15 protein-coding genes are annotated in these 23,783 nt (G+C 64.8%); 6 read left to right on the top strand and 9 right to left on the bottom strand.

Annotated features, from left to right (window positions below):
- Positions 1-56: 56 nt before the first annotated feature.
- From L286_RS34975 to L286_RS34955, 5 genes are all read right to left on the bottom strand, one after another.
- A complete protein-coding gene (locus L286_RS34975; protein WP_013039035.1) occupies positions 57-959 on the bottom strand; it encodes an ArdC family protein in 903 nt (300 codons plus the stop codon).
- A 44-nt stretch (positions 960-1,003) separates the two neighbouring features.
- Entirely contained in the window at positions 1,004-3,229 is a 2,226-nt protein-coding gene (locus L286_RS34970; protein ID WP_013039034.1) for an integrase, read from the bottom strand.
- The gene (locus L286_RS34965) at positions 3,226-5,013 is read right to left on the bottom strand and encodes a hypothetical protein (RefSeq protein WP_013039033.1); all 1,788 of its coding nucleotides are present in this window, start codon (positions 5,011-5,013) and stop codon (positions 3,226-3,228) included. Before L286_RS34965 ends, L286_RS34970 begins: the two co-directional genes overlap by 4 nt.
- Positions 5,010-6,401: a tyrosine-type recombinase/integrase gene (locus L286_RS34960; RefSeq protein WP_013039032.1), complete on the bottom strand. Its 1,392-nt coding sequence runs from the start codon at positions 6,399-6,401 to the stop codon at positions 5,010-5,012. The genes L286_RS34965 and L286_RS34960 overlap by 4 nt, the downstream gene beginning before the upstream one ends.
- 153 nt (positions 6,402-6,554) lie before the next feature.
- Positions 6,555-7,328, bottom strand: coding sequence for an ArdC family protein (locus L286_RS34955; protein WP_013039031.1), 774 nt, complete (start codon positions 7,326-7,328; stop codon positions 6,555-6,557).
- 311 nt (positions 7,329-7,639) lie between these two features.
- On the opposite strand from L286_RS34955, the gene L286_RS34950 reads away from it, so the two are divergent.
- A complete protein-coding gene (locus L286_RS34950) occupies positions 7,640-9,499 on the top strand; it encodes a bifunctional diguanylate cyclase/phosphodiesterase (RefSeq protein ID WP_021223369.1) in 1,860 nt (619 codons plus the stop codon).
- A gap of 64 nt (positions 9,500-9,563) precedes the next feature.
- On the opposite strand, the gene L286_RS34945 is transcribed toward L286_RS34950, so the two are convergent.
- Positions 9,564-10,064, bottom strand: a complete 501-nt coding sequence (locus L286_RS34945; protein ID WP_013039029.1) for an SOS response-associated peptidase family protein — start codon at positions 10,062-10,064, stop codon at positions 9,564-9,566.
- Positions 10,065-10,123: 59 nt separating this feature from the next.
- Here L286_RS34945 and L286_RS34940 point away from each other — a divergent pair, with 59 nt between their 5' ends.
- Positions 10,124-10,714, top strand: coding sequence for an SOS response-associated peptidase (locus L286_RS34940; protein WP_013039028.1), 591 nt, complete (start codon positions 10,124-10,126; stop codon positions 10,712-10,714).
- Between the two features lie 40 nt (positions 10,715-10,754).
- Here L286_RS34940 and L286_RS34935 read toward each other — a convergent pair whose 3' ends face one another.
- From L286_RS34935 to L286_RS34925, 3 genes are read right to left on the bottom strand one after another with little or no spacing between them, the layout of a single operon-like run.
- Entirely contained in the window at positions 10,755-14,027 is a 3,273-nt protein-coding gene (locus L286_RS34935) for an error-prone DNA polymerase (RefSeq protein ID WP_013039027.1), read from the bottom strand.
- Positions 14,024-15,544 (bottom strand): DUF6504 family protein, encoded by a 1,521-nt coding sequence (locus L286_RS34930; RefSeq protein WP_013039026.1) that lies wholly within the window; start codon positions 15,542-15,544, stop codon positions 14,024-14,026. Before L286_RS34930 ends, L286_RS34935 begins: the two co-directional genes overlap by 4 nt.
- Positions 15,459-16,184 carry an ImuA family protein gene (locus tag L286_RS34925; RefSeq protein WP_013039025.1) on the bottom strand — a complete coding sequence of 242 codons (726 nt, stop codon included), beginning with the start codon at positions 16,182-16,184 and terminating at the stop codon, positions 15,459-15,461. Before L286_RS34925 ends, L286_RS34930 begins: the two co-directional genes overlap by 86 nt.
- Positions 16,185-16,541: 357 nt before the next feature.
- Between L286_RS34925 and L286_RS34920 the strand changes: the two genes are divergently transcribed.
- From L286_RS34920 to L286_RS34905, 4 genes are read left to right on the top strand one after another with little or no spacing between them, the layout of a single operon-like run.
- Positions 16,542-17,552 carry an AAA family ATPase gene (locus L286_RS34920; protein ID WP_013039023.1) on the top strand — a complete coding sequence of 337 codons (1,011 nt, stop codon included), beginning with the start codon at positions 16,542-16,544 and terminating at the stop codon, positions 17,550-17,552.
- Between the two features lie 52 nt (positions 17,553-17,604).
- A complete protein-coding gene (locus tag L286_RS34915) occupies positions 17,605-20,157 on the top strand; it encodes a S8 family peptidase (RefSeq protein WP_013039022.1) in 2,553 nt (850 codons plus the stop codon).
- Positions 20,158-20,186: 29 nt separating this feature from the next.
- Entirely contained in the window at positions 20,187-21,977 is a 1,791-nt protein-coding gene (locus tag L286_RS34910; RefSeq protein WP_013039021.1) for an ATP-dependent nuclease, read from the top strand.
- Positions 21,964-23,781 carry an ATP-dependent helicase gene (locus L286_RS34905; protein ID WP_013039020.1) on the top strand — a complete coding sequence of 606 codons (1,818 nt, stop codon included), beginning with the start codon at positions 21,964-21,966 and terminating at the stop codon, positions 23,779-23,781. The genes L286_RS34910 and L286_RS34905 overlap by 14 nt, the downstream gene beginning before the upstream one ends.
- Positions 23,782-23,783: the final 2 nt, after the last annotated feature.

The following is a 23,783-nucleotide window of genomic DNA, read 5'->3' as shown; positions in this document are numbered from 1 at the left end:
ATATCCTGACAGTCCAGCCCTAATGTGACTTCTACCGCAAATTTTCGGGGCGCTTATCATGCGGCGATCTCCTCAGGCTGGGGCTGCTGGGCGTGCATCCAATCGGCGGCCGCCTGCGCCTTGCTGGCGGCGGTGAAGATGGCGCGAGGGTCGTCTTTGAGTGCGCGCAACCACGATGCTACGTAGGCGGCATGATCGGCCCGCGGATGGTGAGCGATCCTGAGGTCGGCGAGTACGAACGATGCGGTCAGTTCAGCGCAAATTTCCTCGATCGCCAAGCTGTCGCGCTTGAAACGTTCGGCAAAGTTGCGGTCGAGCCGGTGCTTTGCCCCTGTGGCGTGGGCCGCCTCATGCAAAAGCGTGCCCATCTGTGCTGATGCATCCCGAAACGAGGCAAAGGTCGGCATGAAGATGTGATCGAGGTCGATCCGGTAGTGCGCATCGTAGGCGCCCTCGGTGATCGGGATCTTGAGGGCCGCGACGAAAGCTTCGGCGTGCCCGAACCGCTCGCCCTCGGGTAGAACTGCGACAGGTGGGGGTTCATAGCCCTCGACCTGGGCGAGGTTGAACACGGTGAAGGCCCGCGCGAACATGCGGCCGGGTCCGGCTTCGCCATCGTCATGATCATCATCGGCGCGCGATGCGGCCTGTTTCCAGAACACAACCGTCGTTCCGCGTTCACCTTTGCGGACCTGTGCGCCAAGCGATGCCCACTGGCGATAGGTCCCCCAAAGACCGCTGGAATAGGCAGCCGCTTCGGCTGCGATCCAGAGCGCGAGCACGTTGACGCCGCGATAGCGGCGGCGAGAGGTGACGTTCTGCGGCCTGGTGGTGGCAGCGCCATCATGGTGCCAGGGCATGCGCCAATCGCCGGCCCCGGCTTCGATGGCAGATACAATCTCGGTGGTGATGCGCGAATAAACGTCGGCTCGCGGCGTCGCAGGGTAGGATCGGGACATGGCAGGTCTCCACGACGGGCGGAGGGAAACTGTCTTCCGCTCCTTCAATCCGTCACCCGCAAACCCGCCTCCTCTTCCTCTCCCGCCATACCGTTATGCGGTGTGGCGGTACCCGGTGCGATCTGTTCAAGAACACGCTGGATTCTGGCCACCTCGGCCTGAAGCGTCACCCGCTGCGGCTCTGGAAGCCGCTTCTCGCGCAACAACAACCGTGCCTCATCAGCACCGCGCTGCCATGCCGGGCGATGCCGTTCGGCGATGCAGGCATTGGGGCAGCGGACCGGTTCGCACATGGAGATCATTGGCCCGCTTGCGCCTGGCTCCGAACTCCGGTTCAGGCACAGGGCGGTTGCCGGATCAAAGAAGCAATCGGCCAGCGGGCCGACATGCAATGTCCGCGCGAGACTGCCCAGCATGGTGCGCAGACGTGGACGGTCGGCAATCATGGCAGGTAGCGGCGCCAACTCGTGGGCGGCAGTATCAAGCACAACTCCGACCCTGTTCGCGGCAGGTCCGCCAAGGCGTGCGCCACTTTGCCGCTCGTCGAAGTAGACAAGGATATCGTCAATCTGGCCAAGCGCACGCTGGGCTTCGATCTCTCCCCGAAATCCGGACCGGCTGCTGCCAGCATAGCCTTCGAAAGCCGCAACGCTCGCATGCTTGTACTGGATCATGCCGGCAATTGTTCCGAAGGGCCGGTTGGCGATGTGCCAGGCGATTGTGCGGCGAAACTGACGCGTTGTCAGACGCCATGGTCGGCCGTCGGGTCCGGCAGGAATGACGGGTGCCTGCGCGGATCCGAAGTGGTCATTGAGGTGATCGCGGAACCGGTTGAGTTGCCGGACTATCTCTGCAGAGACGTGCGTCTTGGTATTGGCCCGAAGCGTGAGGACTGGCCACAGGGTCGTTGTTCCGCGCGCTTGTCCCGCCCGCGCGGAAAGGCGTTCGAGGACATCGATGGCTTCAGCGACCGGCGCGATGGTAACCCACTCGGTCTCCTCGCCGCCGCCGCGCTTGCCCTTGTAAGCAGTGGACTTGATACGATGCCGCAAGATCGTACCGTCTTCGGCTTTGGTAATAGACAGGCATCCCCGCCTCATGGCTTGGATCTCGCTGTCCCGCATGCCTGAGAGAAAGGCACATACGATATAGGCTGCGGACTGCAGCATGACTTCCTCGAGGGGCAAAACCTTGGCATCGAAGCGGGTGCGCCAAGGCATGCCCGTATCGGGATCGGCAGAATTGGGCGTATCCATGCCGCCAATCTCGGTGCCGAGTTCTGCGATGGCAGCGGCGATGAGGTCTGGTGCACCCGTGGCCAGGCCAAGGTGCATGGCAGGTTCGGCCTGCGCGTTGATACCGGCATGGAGGTGGATCAGGTGGTAGTTGATCGGCGGCGTGACGGCGCCGGTTTGCGGATCTGTTCGCGTTGCGCCGTTATGTGCCGTGGTCCAGATCGGAATGCCGCGCCCATGCTGCCGCAAGGATGCAACATAGTCGAGGAGGCGTTGGCGTTGCCGTAACCGACGAACAGCGGGATCCAGACCTTCCTCAGCGGCAATCAGACGGTTGCGCGTTGCTTCAAGGCAATCGAGTTCTGCCCGTGCGGCAAGGATATCGCCTGCGTAGCAGGTCACGTAGCGCAACGACCAGGAGAGCAGCGGCGTCATGATCGCTTCAGGAATGCGCGGCGTCCGGTTCTCCCCTGCAATATGCTTTGCGCCCGCCACGGAAAACGGACTTCGTCCCGGCCACGGTTCGAAGGACAGGCGCGCAGTCGGCAGATGATGCTGCAACTCGTGCAGGTCAAAGACGATCCGCAGCAGCGCTGCCGCTGCAACTGGGCGCAGCCCGGCTAGGCGCAAGGCTCCGGCGTAGCGATCGACCAGAGCCTGATCGACCCGGGCGAGATCGAAACGCCCCAGCTGAGCCTTGACGAAGTCGAAAAAGCGCAAGGTCCGGTTGGCCTCGCCGCGCACCCCGGCCGGCTCAAGCCGCGAACGGTGACCGGGGAGATCGACATTGAGCCGCGCATGGAGAATCTGGCGCAGGGCATCAGCAATGGATGGGTCTTTGATACCGCCGAAATGTACCGTGACATGGCAGCGCCGCGCGTTGTCGCGAAATACGCCGGGAGCCAGATCCCACACTGGATCGCCGTATCGTGAAATATGCGCGCGATCGCAGCCGGGGCGCAAAGGCGCGGACATAAGCACAGGGAGGGCATCGCGCTCATCGTCGCTCTCCGCCAGAAGCTGGACAACGGTCATGCCCGTGCCTCTGGCGGCAGATAGACCGTGGGAGGGTCGTTCGCGACTTGCGCACGGGCCCTTGTCACGACGTCTTCGGCGAAGGCAGGCAGAATCTGCTGAACGATGCGATCATGGGCATGACCAAACTTGGCGGTCCAATCAGCAGCACTCAGGCCGATCCGCTGAGCGTCGACGAAGGAGAGAAAGGTGAGAATGGCAGGCAGCTTGCGCGCGGTAATGACCGCGTTGCGGCAATCGAGGCAGGCCCAGAACGGTGTAGGGCATGGCGTGCCGGCGGATGCGAAGGGACTGGAATAGAAGTTGCCACAGCTTGCAAGCCAGACGTCTTGTTCGCCATTGAGCAGTGCGGTTGAAATGCCCCCATCATCGGGATCAGGGCTTGCCAACTCGCCGCGCAGCCGGTCCTCGTCTTGAGGAGGCAGGATCATTGGACCAGCGAGCACCTCTTCGAGGGCATCTGCCACGGTTTGCTCGTGCAGCGGTCTGAGGGAGGGAATATCGGCGTAGTGCCGTGCCGCGATATCGACGGTATGACCTACGGCGAAGCGGGCCATGTGGCCTTCGGTCTTGAGATACCACAAGGCCTTGTGCGTCTTGCGCAGATACGAAAGACACAGGTGGAGCGGTTTACCCTGATCATCGGTAATACAATGGCGCTGCGTCCAGGCACTGACCTTCAAGCGCAGTTGACGAATACCTGCGGTGATCTCGCCCGGCTGAAAATAGACCCAAAGGTTATCGCTGGAGTTATGGACCCTGGCCTTGGACGATAGGGCGATGATGCGTCGGATCAGACCGCCAGCGGTGGATGAGCCGCGATCACGCACCCGGATTGTCTTGTGCTCGGCACCGTGTGCCCGCAGCTTGGTGTAGGCGATATCGACGGTACCCCCTGCGGCATTGCGCAGACAATCGAGGGTGAGCGACTTGCAGCACTCCAGCTCAAGCCCTGTCTCGATTAAGAGCAGAACAAGAAGCGGGACGATATCGTCGGCAGTAAGATAGTGGGCTGCGTGGAGGCTCAGGTTAAGCCTGTCACTGGTGAGATCGCGCTTTTTGCGCAGCTTGTACAGGCTCTGAAACGTGGGATCACGGTAGCCCAGAACACCGTATGTCTCGATGGCAGCATGGGCTTTGCAATATGCGCCATCGATCTGCGGCACCTCATCGAACTGCGGCCCCGACCGCAAGCGCGCCTCGATCGCAGCGATATCCGCGCGTGCCGCATCGCGCAGCTGGCGGGCTACATACGGACTGTAGGCATCGCGTGGACGGGAACGAACGTGTGCGTGTGAGCTGACGTAGCGCAGTCGTTCCCGCAAGCCGCAATCGACAAGCTCGGGGCTGTCGTCCGCGATGCGACGAAGGACGGAAACGACCTTGGCGACATAGGTTGGTCCATGCACGCAAGACTTGCCCTGCGCGCTGAGCCATGTCTCAAATCCATCAATGTGATGGGCACGAAGGTCAGCAGGGCCGTTGATCCCGTCGCCTGTCCCGGCCAGGTAGGAAAAGAAGCTTGGCAGCTGGTTGGCGTATGTCTTGAGCGACGAACGTACCATGATGGGGCCGCGCGGAGCAGCCAGCATGAACAGGCTCCGGGCAAATGCGAGCGCCAGGCCGCGTGGCCGCAAGCCCGTGAAATCGACGAGCAGCTCGCCGCCATATAAGGGATGAATCATGAAGCGCAGCGTGCTGATCTGCGACCATGGATCGGCTTGGGGCGCAGCCGTATCTGCCGCGAAGCTGACCTTGCGTCCTTTGCGTGGAGCAGCGGTCATGATCGAAGATAGCCTGGTACGAGTGCCAGCAGTTCTTCGACTGCCGCATCAACGGTATCGGCACGCGTGGCGAGGTGATCGAGATAAATAGAGGTCGTCGCGAGGCTCGAATGGCCAAGCAATCGCTGGACCTGTTGAAGCGGATCGCCGACCAGCTGGCGATAACCTTCCATGGCGCCCACTGGTGCCGCTGCGTCGGCGAGGCGGCGCTGGATCAGCATGGCAAGCATGTGGACTGCAAAGGAATGCCGGAGTTGATGGGGGCTAAGCCGGACCGGGATGCCGGCGTCCGTGCAGCGGCGGCTCGCCCGTGCGAAGATCGCTTCCCACGAGTTGGGCAACACAGGATGGCCCACCTCGGTCAGCCAGAGGACCGCGGCTTCGCGCGGCGTTCCATCGTCAGCGCAAATAACAAGCCTTGCGCGTTCATCCGGTGTGACGACCTCTATGTCCATCGTGCCACCGCCAACGAGATGCAATGCACGCTGCCCGAATGAGGGGCTGTGGATGAAGATCGGGCGGTCGATGGCTTCCCAGCCACGGCGCTGTGCGAACTTGGCGACGGCTGCGGCTCGCTCAACGGCGATGTAGGCGTCAAACACCGGCAACAAGCGGCGCGGCAGCAGCATGCTTCGCCCCCTGTCACCCTTGGTGAGTGCCGCCGGAAGCTCGACCCGCCGCTGACGTTCCGAGCGGGCGTCGCAAACCGGAATCTCAGCTGCGAGCAAGTGGGATGCCTCTTCCAGGCGCAGGCCGGTGGTGACCAGCAGATCGGCGAACAGCGCGTTGCGCGCGCCATTGCGGTCACGCGCTCCAGGACGCTCGGTCCCTTCAACGGTCAGGCCGCGCAAACCAACTTCCCGGAAGGCGCGGTAATCGGTGAGATCGATGAAACGGACGTCGGAACGACGGGCTGCGCGCTCATAGGCGTTATTGCGGCCCGTGACCGCCGCACGGCGCCCATCGTGCGATCGTCGCCAGACCTGACGATGCGTAAAAGGTGTACGCTCGATCAGCCCCTCCCGTTCGGCCCATCGATAAAGCTTGTCGAGCGAGGCAATCGCCCGGTTCCACGTCGATGCAGAAATCCGGAACTCAGCATCGCTGCGCCGCCGGGCACGATGATAGGCACCGACATCATCGGCATCGGCTTGCCAGACAGACTTGCCGCGGGCCGAAGCGAGAAAGCGAACCCAGACCAGAACATCATAACCATGGGCGCGCAACGAGTGTCGCGAACGCGAACCGTTCAGCGGCAAATCGAGGAAGTAGCGCTCAAGGTGGAGATCATAGATCGCACCATCACGCAGAATTACCGGGATGTAGGAGTCCAGGCCATCCGCCGTCCGGCGCTCCTGAATGACGATCGACGCACCTGAATTATCCACAGCTTGTCAGTCCCTCCCCCGGACCCCCTCCCGACTCCAGATCGCACACGTTGCGCGCCTGCGGGACGGTGGTCATCAGGCCGGATTACGCCAGCTTATGGATAGCGCTTCATCCGGCCTGATGCCCCCCTGCGTCGCGCCAAAGCATACCGTTCAATGGTGCGTCAGGCACGGTGCAGACTGTCCAGATAAGGCGACCAGTTCCTCGAACGCGTATTTCTTGGTGCCGAAGGAGCCGGAGAAGTCGCGGTTGAGCCGCGAGGGGTGGCCGCTGGCGTGGCCCAGCTCGTGGAGCGCCGTGCGGTGCCAGTTGATGGGCTCGAAATAGGCCTGCGGCGGCGGAACCTGCACATAGTCGAGCGCCGGCACATAGAAGGCGCGGTTGCCGCCGATGCGGAAGTCGATGCCGGTCGCGCGGATCAGCGCTTCGACCCGCGGCTCGATGAGGCCGGGCGGCGGCGGCGCGACGAACGCGACATCCTCCGGCAGGTTCTCACATTGTGCGGCGTTGAAGACGGTGAAGCGCTTGAGGAACGGAATGGCCTGGGCTTCCTCACCCGTCTCGCGGGCCCGGCGCTTTTCGTCGTCCGGCACGAAGCGGTCCGCATAGACGACGGTCGTGCCGCGCTCGCCCTTGCGAACATTGCCGCCGAGCGCGAGGGCTTGGCGGAACGTCAGCCAACTCTGACCAGGGAAGCCGTGCTCGATGACGGCGCCCCACAGGATCAGCACATTGATCCCTGAATAGTGCCGGTCCGTCGCGGCGTTCCGCGGCATGGCGAGCGGCGCCTTCGCCGCCGCCGTTCCCCATGGCTGGACCCAGGGGACGCGCCCCGCCTCCAGCTCGGCGATGATCTTGCCGGTGATTTCGTCGTAAAGGCTCGTCCGGTCCTGGCCGGCGCGAGCGGGTGCGGTCTTTCTGGACATCGCGGATCTCCGCGACGGGCGACCGAGAGCCTCTCTCTCGACCTCCAACCCGTCACGGCAAAGCCGGTCCGCACTCTCCCTCTCGGGGGCGTTGCGGGGTCTCCCCGCAGAAGGGGTCGGCCGAGACCCGGGGCTCGGACGCAGGGGAACGCGTTCCCCTCTCAAGCATGCTTAATTCCAAATTTAGCAATTATGAAAAGATGGCCTTCAGTTTGAAGGACTAGAATGGCCGGCAGAGACGTGTTTCCCCAATCGGACACCGTCACCGATGGGCGGTCGAGTTGCCATTGCTGCAGGTTGAAAACCGAATATTGCGTCTGATCGCCAATGGCGTCTCGCTCGAGGAGACGGCCCGTCAGCTATGCCTGGAGATCGAGGCGCTTCTGCCGGACGTGGTCTGTACGCTGATGACGGTGGACCCCGCCGGGCTGCTTCATCCGCTGGCGACACCGAGTTTGCCCGACGCCTATGCGCTTGCGATCGATGGCGTGATGATCGGGCCGGAGGTTGGGTCCTGCGGCACGGCCGCCTATATGCGCAAGACGGTCGGCATCGCCGATATCGCCGCGGATCCCCGATGGGCCAGATACAAGGATCACGCGCTCGTCGCCGGCCTGAAGGCCTGTTGGTCCTACCCGATCATCTCCGAGAGCGGCGATCCGATCGGCGTGCTCGCCCTTTATTTCCGCGAGCACCGCGGTCCGCGCGAGGCGGAGATGGGGGTCATCAGCACGGCCCTGGATCTCTGCGGCATGGCGCTACGGCGCCATGAACGTGTGGTCGACCGGGAGCGACGGGCGAATGTCGATGTTCTGACCGGTCTTCCCAACCGGGCGGCGTTCAACGCTGCGCTGGAGTGCATGCCCTGCGACGAGCCCGGCATCTGGGCCCTGTTCATGATCGATCTGGACAATCTGAAGATCGTGAACGACACCTTCGGGCACCTTGCAGGCGACAGGCTGATTCAGGTCGCTGCGGCTCGCATTGCCCGCGCCGTCGCGCCGGACGTGACGTTCCGGATCGGCGGCGACGAGTTCGCCGTTCTGGTCCAGGCGCCCGCCTTGCTGTCGGACCTCGACGCGGCGGCGCGTCGGATCTTCCGCGGGCTCGAGCTCGCCGCGCCTTGCGAGGGCCATATGGTGGTGCCCCAGGCGACGATTGGCGGCGCAGTGTTCGGTCCCTCGGAGTCGACGGCCGCGGCGGTGAGCGAGGCGGCGGACTTCGCGCTCTATCATGCCAAGGAGACTGGCAGGGGCGGATTTGTGCGGTACTGGCCCGGCATCGGGACGCGGATCACGCACCGCCGCGATGCGATCCGCGATGTGGCCGCGGCGCTTGGTGACGGTCGTATCGAGGCCCACTACCAGCCGATCGTCGGGCTGGACACGGGGGAGATTGTCGGCCTCGAAGCCCTGTGCCGCATGCGAGGGCGGGACGGGACGCTGATTGCGGCGCACGAATTTCATGAGGCAACGGCGGACGCTCACATCGCGGCCGAGCTGACCGAGCATATGGCCGCGATGATCGCCGGCGACATGGTCCGGTGGCGGGACCAGGGCCTGCGGGTCGGGCACGTCGGCTTGAACGTCTCCTCGGCGGACTTCTACACCGGAAGCATTTCGAAGAAGCTCGAACGTGCGTTCGGCCCTGTTGGCGTCCCGCTCGACCAGCTCGTGGTGGAGGTGAGCGAGGACGTCTATATCGGCCGGCGTGACGGCGTCGTGGCGCGCGAGATCGAGCGTCTGCGCGCCACGGGCGTCCGGGTCGCCCTCGATGACTTCGGGACGGGACACGCGTCGCTGACGCATGTGCTGAATGTTCCGGTCGATATCATCAAGATCGACCGCAGCTTCGTCGAGCGGCTCTGGCCGGACGATCCGAGCATCGTCATCGTCGAGGGGCTGATCAAAATCGCCCGCCGGTTGGAGATCATGGTGATCGCCGAGGGGATCGAGACCGAGGTGCAGGCGAGCCAGCTTTGGTCGATGGGCTGCATGCTCGGCCAGGGATTTGCGTTCGCCCGGGCGACAGACCGCGACGCGACCGCCGCATTGCTGCGCCGGCACGCCGCCGGGATTGCGGGCGTCACTCCGCTTTACGCCGGCCGGAAGGGCATGCTTCGCGAGCCGGACGCGGCGGCGCCCGCCCGGCGTCGGACAGCCGCGGGCTGACCAGGCCGGGCGGGCGGCCGGCGCTGCGCAAAACCGGACATTCGGTCAAACGGCTTTCAGGGTTTCAGAACGCAAGCGCGGCCCGGGCCTCGCGCAGGCGGGAAACGCGGAAGCTCCCCGCCGGCAAGGGACGGAGCAGCTCCGCTTCCGGGCAGGTCAGATCGAGCCATGCCATGCGCTGATCTCGTCGGAGCACTGCCATCTGCCGATCGTGATAGGGCTCGACGTCCGCATTCGCGCCGATCGTCAGGATCGCATAAGCGTCCGGCCAGTCGCGCGTTGCCGGACGCCATATGCCGGCGAAATAGAACCATTCGCCGTTCGCGAGTGCGAAGCTGTAGTGCTTGCCGCCGCTGCGATGGCAGAATTCCGACGCCGGCACCAGGCAACGATGGCTCGGGAAGGTCCGGTCCTCGGCGCGCAGGACGGTGAATGGACGGCCGCCGATCTCGCGGGGCTGAAGACCCCACGGCAGCTTCACCATCTCAACATCGCCGCCGCCGCGCCTTATGATCACGCGGCGTTCGTCGAGCGATGCGTCGGAGTCGAAGGCCGTCGCGCTCATAGTCTTCGAACATAACAAGAACGGGGTCGCGAGACAATGGCGATCGGGACGGAGGAGCGATGTGCAATGATTACCGTCTGACGGTGGACGTCGCCTCGATCGTAGAGGACTTCGCCGATCTGAAGATCAAGATCCGCTTCGGCGAAGGCGCGCCGAACATCGCGGCGCGCGACGACATCAAGATCACCGATGTCGGGGCGATCGTCCGCACCATCGAGGGCGTGCGCGGCGAAGGCGACCTCGTGCAACGGCGATGGAGCTGGCCCGGGCAGAACAAGCGCCCGGTGTATAATTTTCGGTCGGAGGGGCGCGCTTTCGGGTCGAACCGCTGCCTCATCGTGGCCGATGGTTTCTACGAGTTCACCGACGCGGCCGAGAAGGGTAAGAAGCGGAAGGACAAGTGGCTCTTCACCAAGCGCGACGAGCCGATCTTCTGCATTGGGGGCATCTGGCGCGAGACGAAGGAGGTTGGTGAGGCCTTCACCATGCTGACGATGGAGCCCGGGCCCGACATCGCGCCCTATCACGACCGGCAGATCGTCATCCTCGAGCGCGATGCCTGGACCGGCTGGCTGAACCCTTCCGTGCCGGCGCAGTCGCTCATCCGCCCGCTGCCGGCGGGGTCGTTGTTGGTCGAACAGGTCGGCTGATGCGGCGCGTGGCGGTCGCAGTGGGCGCCGTGAAGGGCGGTCATCGAAAATCCCGCGTCTTCACCTTGATCGTATCGATGTGGAGATCGGGAATGTAGATATCCCGGGTGCGCAGGCCTTTCGGGGGCAGCTCGCGGGGATCGGGACCGGAGCCGCCGTGCCGAACCTGATCCCCTCGGCCGTGGGACAGCGGAAACGCCATGTCGCGATCGCCCACGCTGGCCAGCTCGCCCGACAGGTCGGTGATGCGCTGGGCGACGAGGTGAACGACCTCGCCCTCCCGCTGCACGCGGCCGCGCACGGCGATCATGCTGGCCGACAGAATGGCGCGCCTGTTCGCCTCGAACACCTTCGTCCACACCACGAGATTGGCGATGCCGGTCTCGTCCTCGAGCGTGATGAACATGACGCCTTTGGCGCTGCCCGGGCGTTGCCGGACGAGGACGATGCCGGCCGCCTCCACCCATCGACCATCGCGCGCGGCCATCGCCTCGGCGCAGGTGACGATGCGGCGGCGCTGGAGATCTTCCCGCAAGAAGCTGAGCGGATGCGTGCGCAGCGTCAGTCCGACATGGCCGTAGTCTTCGACGACTTCGCCGCCCGCCGTCATCGGCCGCAGCGCCACCGCGGGCTCGTCGATCTCGGGGATGGCGCCGGCCTCGCGGGCGGAGGCGGCTGCGAACAGCGGCAAGGGTTCGTCGCGGAGGGCCTTGATCGCCCAAAGGGCCTCCCGACGCGCCAGTCCCAGCGCCGGACGGAACGCATCCGCCTCGGCGAGCTGGACGAGCGCGGCGGACGGCGCGCCGGCGCGGCGCCAGAGATCGTCGATCGATGTGTAGGGCTGATCGGCGCGCGCCGAGACGATTGCGGCGCCGTGGGTGTTCGCGAGACCCTTGACCATCCGCAGGCCGAGACGGACGGCGTAGCGGCTTTCGTCCGAGGTGGGCTCGAGGGTGCAGTCCCAGCGCGAAGCGTTGGCGCAGACCGGCCGAACATCGACGCCGTGCTCGATCGCGTCCCTGACGATCTGGGCGGGTGCGTAGAAGCCCATGGGCTGCGAATTGAGCAAGGCCGCGCAGAAGACATCGGGATGCCAGCATTTGAGCCAGGCGCTGGCATAGGCGATCAGTGCAAAAGAGGCTGCGTGGCTTTCCGGAAATCCGTAACTGCCAAAGCCCTCAAGCTGTTTGAAGGTCTGCTCGGCGAACGCCTGCTCGTAGCCGTTGGCCACCATGCCGGCGATCAGCTTGTCCCGGAAATGCGAGACGCCGCCGGTGAACTTAAAGGTGGCCATCGATTTGCGCAGCATGTCGGCTTCGCCCGGTGTGAAGCCGGCGCATTCAATCGCGACCCGCATCGCCTGCTCCTGAAAGAGCGGCACGCCGAGCGTCTTGCCGAGCACTTTCTCCAGCTCGGGCTTCGGGTAGTGGACGGGCTCAAGGCCCTCCCGGCGGCGAAGATAGGGATGGACCATATCGCCCTGGATCGGACCGGGCCTGACGATCGCGACCTGGACCACGAGATCGTAATAGGTGCGCGGCTTTAGACGTGGCAGCATCGACATTTGCGCCCGGCTCTCGATCTGGAATGTGCCGAGCGTGTCCGCCTTGCGGATCATCGCGTAGGTGCGCGGGTCCTCGGCCGGGATGGAGGCGAGATCGAGATTGACGCCCTTGTGCTCGGCCAGGAGATCCAGCCCCTTCTTCATGCAGGTCAGCATCCCGAGCGCCAGGACGTCGACTTTCATGAACTTCAGGGCGTCGATGTCGTCCTTGTCCCATTCGATGACCTGCCGGTCCTTCATTGCGGCCGGCTCGATCGGCACGAGGTCGTCGAGCCGATCATGGGTCAGGACGAAGCCGCCGGGGTGCTGACTGAGATGCCGCGGCGCGCCCATGAGCTGGCGCGCGAGATCGAGCGTCAGGCGGAGCCTGCGGTCGGCGAGGTTGAGGTTCAGCGCCTCGACGTGGCGCTGTTCGACGCCTTCCTCCGACCAGGCCCAGACCTGCGAGGACAGCGTGCCGATAAGATCTTCGGGGAGGCCGAGCGCCTTGCCGACGTCGCGCAGCGCGCCCTTGGTGCGATAGCGGATGACCGTCGAGCAGAGCGCGGCATGGTCGCGGCCGTAGGTGTCGAACACCCACTGCATGACGATCTCGCGCCGCTCATGCTCGAAATCGACGTCAATGTCGGGCGGCTCGCGCCGCTCCTCGGAGACGAACCGTTCGAACAGCAGGTCGTTACGTCCCGGGTCGATCGAGGTGATGCCCAGGACGTAGCAGACCGCCGAGTTGGCGGCCGAGCCGCGCCCCTGGCAAAGGATATCCTTCGATCGGGCAAAGCGAACGATCGCATTGACCGTCAGGAAGTATGGCGCATAGCCGAGCTTCTCGATCAGCCGCAGCTCGTGCCGCAGCGCGGCGATCACGCTGTCCGGCACGCCTTCAGGATAGCGTTGAGCGGCTCCTTCCCAAGTCAGTTTTGCCAGCGTTTCCTGCGGCGTGAGCGCCGGATCGTCGCGCTCCTCCGGATATTGGTAGGCCAGTTCATCGAGGTTGAAACGGCAACGATCCGCGATCTGCAAGGTCCTGGCGAGCGCTTCGGGATAGCGGGCGAACAGCCGATGCATCTCCTCGGGCGGTTTGATGTACCGATCGGCATGGCGCTCGCGGCGGTCGCCCAGGGCGTCGATGGTGACGTTGTGGCGAATGCAGGTCACGACGTCCTGCAGGACGCGGCGCGCGGGCTCGTGGAAGAGCACATCGTTCGTCACCACGGTCGGCACGCGCATCTGCGTGGCGAGGTTTGACAGCTCGTGGATCCTGAGCTGGTCGTTCGGCCGGCGGCGCAGCGTCAACGCCAGATAGGCGCGGTCGCCGAAGGCGTCGCGCAGGCGGCGCAGGCGCAACGCACATTCTGCATCGGCCTGGTCGGGGACGAGGACGACGATGAGACCCTCGCCATAGGCCATGAGATCCGGCCATTCGAGATGGCACTTGGCCTTGCCAGCGCGCTGTTTGCCGAGCGACAGCAACCGGCACAGGCGCGAATAGGCCGACCGGTCGGTGGGGTAGACGAGCATTGAGGCGCCATCGACAAGGTCGAGGCGGCAGCCGACGATGAGGCGAACGCCCGTCGTCTTCGCGGCCTGATGGGCGCGGACGATCCCGGCCAGCGAGTTCCGATCCACGACCGCGAGCGCTTCGATGCCGGCCAGCGCGGCCTGGGAGAACAGCTCCTCGCAGGACGACGCGCCCCGCAGGAAGCTGAAATGGGAGGTGACCTGAAGCTCGGCGTAGCGGGGCGCGGTCATCCGAACACCCCGTGGAGGAACCAGTGATGGGAGCCGGTGGTGGCGTCCTCGCCGTCGCCCGCCCGATACAGCCAGTAACGCTCGCCGGCTTCGTCCTCGACGCGAAAGTAGTCGCGAACCGCCGCCAGTTCGGCATCGCGCTTCCACCATTCGCCGAACACGCGCTCGGGTCCGTCGGCGCGCTTCACGCGCCGGTGCACACCCCGCCAGGTGAAGGATACCGGCGGGTGATCGGGCAAGAGCGCGACCGTCTCGACCGGCTCCGGCTGGGTCAGGAGGCGCGACGGCCGCGGCCAATGGCCGGGCCAGCTCGTCCCCGTATCGGCCGCCATCGCCGGGATGCGGCAGACCGATCGCTCGGGCACATCGCTCGCAACCGGCGCAAGGCGGTATATCGCGCGCTCGCCGACACGGTTCATGAGCGTGTCGATCAGGTCCGAGACGTCCGGCGCCGCTTCCTCGACGAGTGAACTGACGGCCTGCTTGCGCTCGAGCGGTTCGGCGTCGCTGGCGCGGAGCGTCATCACCTCGATGCCGAAGCCGGGGGAAATGGTCTCGATCTTGTCGCAGAGAAGGCGGGTCAGCCGCCTGACGTCGCGGACCGGCGTGGCCATTCCGACGCGAACCGCCTGAGCCCGATTGTCGACACGGTGGCAGAGGAGATCGAGACGGCGCGCGCCGAGGCCGCGCTCTTCCAGCAGCGCGCAGAGCTGGACGACGAGCTTGCCGATGTAGCGCGCGATAGTCTCGGCCGTGCCGATCGGCTCAGCGAAGGCGCGGCGCACCTGCACGAGTTCGGACGGTCGGACCGGTTCGATCGGCTCCGCCAGATCTCCGAGCGCATGGTCGATGCGGCGGTCGATCTCTGGCCCGAAGCGCAGCGTGAGAGGCGCGCGCGGCTGCGCCAGCAGATCGCCGATGCACTGGAAGCCGAGTGTTCGCAGGCCCTCGACGGTCGATGGGGCGATCCGCAAAGCGGTCAGCGGCAAGGGGTCGAGAATCGACCGGCCGTGGCCCGGTGGCGCAATCCTCGTCGGCCGCGCCGCGTATCGAGCCAGCGCGTGCGCGGCGCCCCAGGTGTCGGCGATCGCCGCGCGGGCGGTGAGCCCGGACATGGCAAGGCGACCGATGAGGCCCTTCAGCATCGCGCCTTCGCCGCCGTGGAGATGATCGGCGCCAGTCGAGTCGATGATGATGCCGTCCGGTGGATCGGGTGCCACGATGGGCGCATAACGCAGGAGCCAGGCGGCGAGCCGGTCGAGCGCCTCGGCGTCCCCGTCCGGATCGGCGTCCTGTACGATGAGGCCCGGCACCAAAACCTGCGCCTTGGTGACGGGCATGCCGGCGCGCAGGCCCGCGCCCTGCGCGGCGGCGTCTGCCGCCAGCACCACCCGCCTGTTCCCATCGCGGCCAATCAGGACGAGCGGCGCCTCAGCCGGATGCGCCGCGTCGCCAGCCTTCCGCCGCAGCCGGTCGGTGGACCAGCTCGGCAGGAAGAGCGAGACGACCCGTGTCATCGCACGCCTCCAATTCGAAATCTGCACTTTCGCCCGCGCGAGCGCGGATCAGCTCGACAAGCGATCGAGGGCGCCCGACGCCCGGGACGGGCAGCGGCGTCGACGGCAGAACGGAGATCCGCCAGCGAGTCATGGCTGCGGTCGGTTGCCCGAAATCGGCCGCCTCCGTCTGACGTCGCCATCGTCGCAATGCAATGGCGATGGCGCCGCCACCTTCAGCGGCGAGTTGCAGGCGGCGGGAGGCGGTCATGGAGAGACGAGCGACCTCTCCGACGACAGCGCCGAGGCCGCCATGTCGCAACCCTTCCTCCATGCAGGCGAGCACGGTCTTGTCGTCGCCCGCTTCGACATAGATCACGCGGTCGGCCGCCAGCCCGGCCTGCGCGATCGCTGGAGCGAACAGATCGGGCCTGGTGATACACCACAGAACCTTACCCTTGGTGCGGGCGGCGACCCCCGCACTGAAAAGCGCAGCGGCGGCTCCGTCGATTGCGCCATTGCCGCCGCCGGCTACTTCATGCAGCGCGCCGAGGGCGAGCCCTTCGCCTGGCAGACGCGAGTCCATCGCGGCAATCCCGAAGGGGAGAACCGATTTGGCGCGCCGGCCGCGGCCTTCGATCTTTTCGATCTGCGCGCGCAAAGACTCTATAGCGGGCTCGGACCGCAAGCTTCCTGTTGACCTCCGGGAATGGGTTCAGCATCATGTTCTCCATTTGTTCTAATCTTTGGTCGAGAGAGTCAAGGCCCGTCGCCATGTCGAGCACCGAATCTCCCCCGCGCTGGAAATGCCCGTCGATGGTCCGGCCGGTTGGGCAGCCGCTGATCAGGGTGGGCTTTACGCCCCATGGGGCGAAAGAATGGTTAGGAAGCTCTGTGGTAGAGAGGAAAAGGTGGCGCTTTTGGACGGATTCCGATAGCGTGCGCGGAGCGAGCGACAGCCACAAGCATCTGAGCAAGCAACAGTATAGCGAGGCCAGACCAAAGAAAGGAGGCGAGTATGTCGACTAAACAAATTCTCGCGCTCCTGAACTCGCATATCGACGGGGACGAAGACCAGCTCCTGTCGATCGCCTTGCAGATCGCCGCTCAGGAAGCTCGCCAGGGTCGTTCGGACGATGCTGAGAAGCTGAAACGGCTTGTCCAGAAGGCGCGTGATCAGCGCCGGACTGGCAAGCCGGCCGGTGGCCAGACCCCGATCCCGCTCGCTCGACCGCGCGGCGAATTGCAGGGTCTCGTCGAGAGCGCCTATCCCAAGGTTGCACTCTCAAGCATGGTGCTCTCCGACGAGATCGCCAAGCGGCTCGGCCGCGTTGTACGCCAGCAGCAGGAGCGCGTGACCCTGCGCGAGCACGGTCAGATACCGGCCACGCACATGCTTCTGGTTGGGCCGCCCGGAACGGGCAAGACGATGACGGCTTCGGCCTTGGCCGGCGAGTTGCGGCTTCCGCTGTTCACGGTACGGCTTGAAGCGCTGTTCAGCCGGTTCTTCGGCGAGACCGCGGGCAAGCTGCGCCTGCTCTTCGATCAGATCGCGCAGACGCGCGGCGTCTATCTGCTCGATGAATTCGATGCGATCGGCGCGCGCCGGGGCGACCCGAACGATGTCGGCGAAATCCGTCGGGTTCTCAATTCCGTGCTGGCCTTCATGGAGGAACCGAATTCGACCGACAGTCTCGTGCTGGCGGCGACCAATCATGTCGAGATTCTGGACGAAGCCCTCGCGCGCCGTTTCGACGAAGTGGTCGAATATACGCTGCCGGATGCGGCGTCTGCGCGGGGCATTCTTGAACGCCGTCTCGGCAAGTTCAAGTTCGCTTCGAAGGTATGGCCCGGCATTGAAAGCGCGCTTGAAGGGCTCAGCCAGGGCGAGCTGGTCCGCGCGGCCGATACCGTCGTGAAGGACGCCATTCTGGAAGGCGCATCGAAGGTGTCGCCCGACGCCTTGCGCGACGCGCTCGAAAATCGACAGACGTTGAAGGGCAAGTTCCGTCGCCAACCCGGCCGTTAGGCAGGCTCCGCCGAACGGATTGAATGGAACGCGAATGAAGAAGTAGGAGCCTATGGCGGAGCCCGATAATTTCGACGCGAGAGACCGTCCGCATATCGCGATCGACGTCTTTCGTGAAACAGCAGCCTACACTTTTCCCTCGCGCAATCAGGAACGCAAACCCCTTCGGGGAGACTATGCGGCGCACGCCACGCAGCTCCTCGACCAGCTCGCTGCGGCGCTGGGGACCGTTCCAGTTGCGGCTGCCGATCCGCGCCTGCCCGTGCAGGGGCTGAAATCCGGCACTGTCGTGGAGGTCACGACGTTGCCGCCGGCGGAAGGCTCGCGGACCAAGGCCGTCAAGGTGCCGGCGACCCTGGAGTTTCCAACGCAGGACGTTGTGATCCTGCGATCGGAGCGTAACGAGGACCGCACCGAAAGCGCCTTGCTGTTCGTGCCCGACGACGCACGCGCCTTCCTGCGGAATCGCATCACTGACTATGGTCGCGATCCCGGTAATCAGCGACGTCCCGATGTCGAGCGGTTCGAGGTCATCGAAGAAGTCAGGGCGGTGGAAGTCGGATCACTGTTCACCGGCGTGGTGGATCTGGCTGCGCCGGACATCCTCTGGTGGGAGTTGTGGGTTCGCCAGCCGGTCGCGCTGGCGGACCGCCTGGCCGCTGCGGCTCGCAACGCGAACATCGATGTGCATGACGATCGCCTGATCTTCCCGGATACGACGGTCGTCTTCCTTCACGCAGCCGCCGCGGCAGTGGCCGCGTTCGCGGCGCGCGTGCCAGGCGCCATCACCGAGATACGCCGGGCAACAGGAACGATCGAGCCATTTCTCGATCGTGGCGACACCGGCTTTGGACAGCATGATTGGGTGGACGAGCTGGCGCAGCGCGTCAGCCCGCCGTCTCCGGACGCTCCAGTGGTCTGCACGCTCGACACGGGTGTCACGGCGGCCCATCCGTTGATTGCGCCCGGCTTGCGTGGGGCTTGGGCTTACGATGCTGATTGGGGCGCGGACGATCACGAGCCGTACGGCGGTCACGGCACACCACTTGCGGGACTCGTCCTTTACGGCGACCTCGAACCATTGATGAACGACGCGCGCCCCGTCGATCTGACGCATGGCGCCGAATCCATGAAGCTGCTGCCGCCTGGTGGATTTCCACCGACCAAACCGCCCAGCTATGGAGTGGTGACGCAAGGCGCTGTCAGCTTAGTGGAGATCGAGCGCCCGGAAGCGGTGCGGAGCTTCTGCATTGCAACGTCTGCCACCGATTTCCCACCCAGCCGGCCTTCGACTTGGAGCGGAGCGATCGACCAGATCTCGGCCGGTGCCATGCCCGGTGAGGCTGACGACGCCGTGCCGGCCGCGGAGCGATCCAAGAGGCTGATCGTCGTTGCGACTGGAAACGTCTCCGGCGGCATGGCGGTAGACGTCCTGCCCTCGCAGCCTCTGGAAGACCCATCACAGAGCTGGAACGCCCTTACCATCGGCGGCTTCACGCGGAAGGAGCAGCCGCCAGCGCCGCCGCCCGTGTTGCAGGCCGCCGTCCCGGCCAATCACCGCAGTCCGTTTAGTCGTGGCTCGCAGTCGCTGCCTGACGACCTGACGCCGATCAAGCCGGAGGTGTTGTTTGAGGCCGGCAACATGATGTCGGACGCGACCGGCTTTTGCGGCTGGGACCCGGCCGTTTCTCTTCTCTCGGCCGGCTCCGATGTCGCGACCGAACCGCTCGTGCCGTTCTGGGCAACGAGCGCGGCCGCTGGAATGGCCGGAAACTTCATCGGCCGCCTGCAAGCGGCTCGGCCGGACCTATGGGCAGAAACGCATCGCGCGCTAACCGTGGATTCGGCCCGTTGGCCCGAACCGATCCGGAAAAGGTTTATCGGCACCGGAGCCCACTGGAAGACCGGGAAAGCGGCCACCAAGGGCAAGAAGCAGGAGATGCTCCGCGAGTTCGGATATGGCGTGCCGGACATTGATCGAGCCATCCTCTCGGCGCGCAACGATGCCACGCTGGTCGCGCAGGCGGAGATCCAGCCCTTCGCGATCGGTGCGGACGGCCGGACCGGCGTGTTCAATGAGATGCATTTCTACGATCTGCCTTGGCCGAAAGCAGCGTTGGAGAAACTCGAAAACGAGATTGTCACGATGAAGGTGACCCTGTCGTACTTCATCGAGCCTAACCTGGCCGGCAAGGCGGCTACCCGACCCGACACATATCGCTCCTTCGGGCTGCGGTTTGACATGAAGAAGCGCACGGAGACGGCGGCCCGGTTTCGCAGCCGTATTTCCGCGAGCCAGGCCAAGGACGGCACCGAAGCCGATGGCGAGGCCAGTTGCTGGCTCTTGGGGCCGAAAGCCATCCAGGCGGGGTCGCTGCATTGCGACCTGTGGCGCGGCAGGGCGATCGAACTGGCGGGTCACGACGCCATCGCGGTCTATCCGGTCGGCGGATGGTGGAAGTCGCACGTCGGCCAAAAGCGTGTGGCTGACAAAGCGCGGTACGCTCTAGTCATTTCAATCTCTGCGCCCGGTCAGGATGTCGATCTCTACAGTGAGATCAATACGCTTGTTGAGAACAAGGAGATCGAGGTGCTACTCGGCTAGCGCGTCAATTCAGAATAAAAACGGGGGGAATGACCGTGCGGATTTCGCGCGTAAAGATAAGCAACTTCGCGAACTTCTCGGAGATCAACCTCGAGACGGGCGAGAACATCGTCATCGTCGGTGAGAACAAAGTCGGCAAAAGCAATTTCATCCGCGCGCTGCAACTGATTCTCGACCCGGGCCTGTCCGAGCGTGATCGCCAGCTCGGCCTGGAGCACTTCTGGGATGGGTTAGGCGAGGACAAGCTCGGGGAAACGGTTGAGATCGCCGTCGAGCTGACCGACTTCACCGACGATCCGCGATTGATGGCGCATCTGAATGACTGCGTGGTCGATCCAGGGCCGCCGATGGTCGCGCGGCTTACCTACCGCTTTCAGCCGAAGGCCAATCTCGATCGGGATCCGGAGAGCCTAGCCGACTATGAGTACATCATCTTTGGCGGTGACGACCCCGAGATGTCCATCGGGCCGTCGCTACGGCGAATGCTGCCGCTCGACGTGCAGGTTGCGCTGCGCGATGCCGAGAAGGATCTGGCGAGCTGGCGCAACTCGCCGCTAAGGCCATTGATTGAGGAGCTTGCAACCTCCCTGGACGCGGATGCTCGCGCGGAAATTCAGGAGCAGGTGAACGAGGCGCAGGCGGAGTTGGAGGGCCATGCCGAAGTGGTCGCCACGGCAGAGCGGATCAGCGAGCGGCTGATCGCCATCGCGGGCGAGCAGCATGCGGTCCCGCTGACGCTCGGTCTTTCGCCGACACGGGTCGACGCCTTGCTGCGCAGCCTGCGCCTGCTGATCGACAATGGAGCCCGCGGCATTGCCGACGCCAGTCTTGGCACGGCCAATCTGATTTTCATGGCGCTGAAGAGTCTCGAGCTCGATCGGCTCGTAACGGACGGTGAACGCGACCACACCTTCTTCGTCGTCGAAGAGCCGGAGGCGCACCTGCATCCGCACGTTCAGCGCCTTGTCTATCGCTACTTCCTCGGCACGGGCGCAGACGGAGAGGAGGATACGCCGCCGCTGACGACGATCCTCACGACGCATTCACCTCACATCGCCAGCGTCACGCCGATCCGCTCGATCGTCTTGCTCCGCCATGACGCGGAGACGAATGCGACGATCGCCGTCTCGACGGCCACTGCGCCGTTTACCGAGCGCGATGAGGCGGACCTTCAGCGCTACATTGATGTGAGCCGCGGCGAGATCTTCTTCGCCCGCGGTGTCATCCTGGTCGAGGGCGACGCGGAGCGGTTCCTGGTGCCGGCCTTTGCCGACGCGCTAGATATCCCGCTCGACATGCTCGGCATCACGGTCTGTTCGGTCAGCGGCACGAATTTCACGCCCTACGTGAAGCTGCTAGGCCCGCACGGCCTGAACATTCCGCACGTGATCCTGACGGACCGCGACCCCAATGGCGCCAGCCATCCGCGGGTTCGGCGTCGCCTGATCAGTGTGCTGCAATTGCGGGAAGAAGGCGTCAGCTACAGGCGTCTCGACGCGGACGCTGTAATCGCCCGCGCCGAGCCGTTCGGTTACTTCGTCAACAGCAACACGCTGGAACCGGAGCTGTTTACCGGCGGCCTTGCCGAGGGCATGCAGGAGGTGATCGAAGAAGAATTGAGCATCGGCGACGGCACCCGCGAGGAGCTGCAAGGGTGGGTGGATGACCCCGATACGCTCGACGAGGATGCGCTGATTGCGCTCATCGAACGGGTCGGCAAGGGTCGTTTTGCCCAGGCGCTCGCCCGCCACGTCGACGTGGATACATGTCCGGACTACATCCGGCAGGCGCTGGAGCACATCCGCGATGCCGTTGCGTAGCGTCAGTGCTGCCTATCTCGCCCAAGCGGCCGATCTTGCTGGCAACCCGGGCCAGCAGGCGGCCTATGACTCGACCGGCAACTGTGTCGTGCTGGCCGGTCCTGGCAGCGGCAAGACCAAGACGCTGGTGCTCAAGCTGGCAAGGATCATGGCCGAGGACGTGCGCGCGCCGCGTGGTGCGGCGTGCATTACCTATAGTCAGGAATGCGCTCGCGAGCTGACCCGCCGGCTCGAGCGATTAGGCCTGCGTGAGGCCTCCAATCTCTTCATCGGCACCGTTCACGGTTTCTGCTTGCGGCATCTCCTCATGCCGTATGGCCGGCTTGCCGATTTGCCGGTGCCTTTCCCGCTTACCGTCGCCACGACTCGGCAGAGCGACCAGGCAATGAAGCGCGTGGGCGACAGGCTGTTCGGTGTCGGTCATCCGAACAAGACAATGGACCTTGGAAGGCACAGGCGATCGGTTCTCGACCGAACCTCGATTTTTTGGACCAGCGAGGCAGAGCTCGCCGCGTGGGCGGAAGGATACGAGGCCGAGCTGCGGAGGACGGGTCTTATCGACTTCGATGACCTTGTCGTTTTCGGGCAGCGGCTCGTCTCGGAGCACGATTGGGTGCTCCCGCTGCTGCAGGCGAAGTTCCCCGTCCTCGCCGTTGACGAATATCAGGACCTCGGTGTGGCCTTGCATCGCATCGTGAAGCGCGTGGCCTTTGACGGCGGCGTTCGGCTGTTTGCAGTGGGCGATCCCGACCAGTCGATCTACGGCTTCACCGGCGCCGATGGAGCGCTCCTGCAGGACCTTGCGGAGCGGGACGACGTCGAGCGGGTGCAGCTCCGGCTCAACTATCGTTCGGCGGCCCGGATCGTCAGCGCCTCCGAGATGGCGCTAGGCGAAGCGCGCGGCTATCGGTCCAACGACCCGGACCGGCAGGCCGTCATCGAGTTCACGCAGTGCGCTGACGGTCTCGAAGGGCAGGCCGCCCATGCAATCGAAGAGATCATCCCCGCGGCGCTTGCGGGAAAGCCAGGGCGAGCGCTCGGCGATATCGCCATCCTCTATCGCGACTACCGGGCTGGCGACGTGGTGGCGGAAGCGGTGGCCGCCGCGGGCCTCGACTTCGTTCGTGTCGACACCGCCGCTCCTTACCGGAAGGTCGCGCTCACGAGTTGGATCGAAGATTGCGCCGCATGGTGCGCGGGCGGCTGGCGCGAGGCCCGGCCGCAGTTGCGCGGGCTGCTAGATCGTTGGTTGGGATTTCATCGCGCGCGCATCCCCGAAGCCGAGGCGCGCGATGAAGCGCAACGTCTAACCCAGCTTCTCTGGTCGCTTCGCGTCGAGGAGGGGATCGCTCGGGATTTTGTGGCGGCGCTACGAGCCGGGATGCTTGACGCACTTATGGCTGGCGAGCCCAGCCTCGCCGACCAGGGCGAGCAGGTGAATCGGATGACGGCAGCTCTGGCTGTTGGAGGCGCGCTTGCCGACCTCGATTTGGCAAGTCTCGGTGGGCGGGACGGCTCTCCATTGCACCTGAATCTCCTGACGCTTCACTCCGCGAAGGGGTGCGAATATGACGTCGTGATTATGGTCGGTCTCGACCTTGGCAGTCTGCCGTGGCGCAATGAATTGCCCGCTGCTCGCCGCGAGAGCCGCCGGCTCTTCTACGTCGGTCTCACGCGCGCTCGCGACGAGATCCATATGCTTTATTCAGGCTACGTCGATACGGCCCGCGGGAGGATGCGTTGGGGGCGCTCTCCATTCCTCGACGAGCTCGAAGCGCGCATGGAGGAGGCGGAGGACGAGTAACC

Source organism: Sphingobium sp. HDIP04 (assembly GCF_000445085.1).
Taxonomy (GTDB): domain Bacteria; phylum Pseudomonadota; class Alphaproteobacteria; order Sphingomonadales; family Sphingomonadaceae; genus Sphingobium; species Sphingobium indicum.
This window is presented reverse-complemented; position numbering and strand designations above follow the sequence as displayed.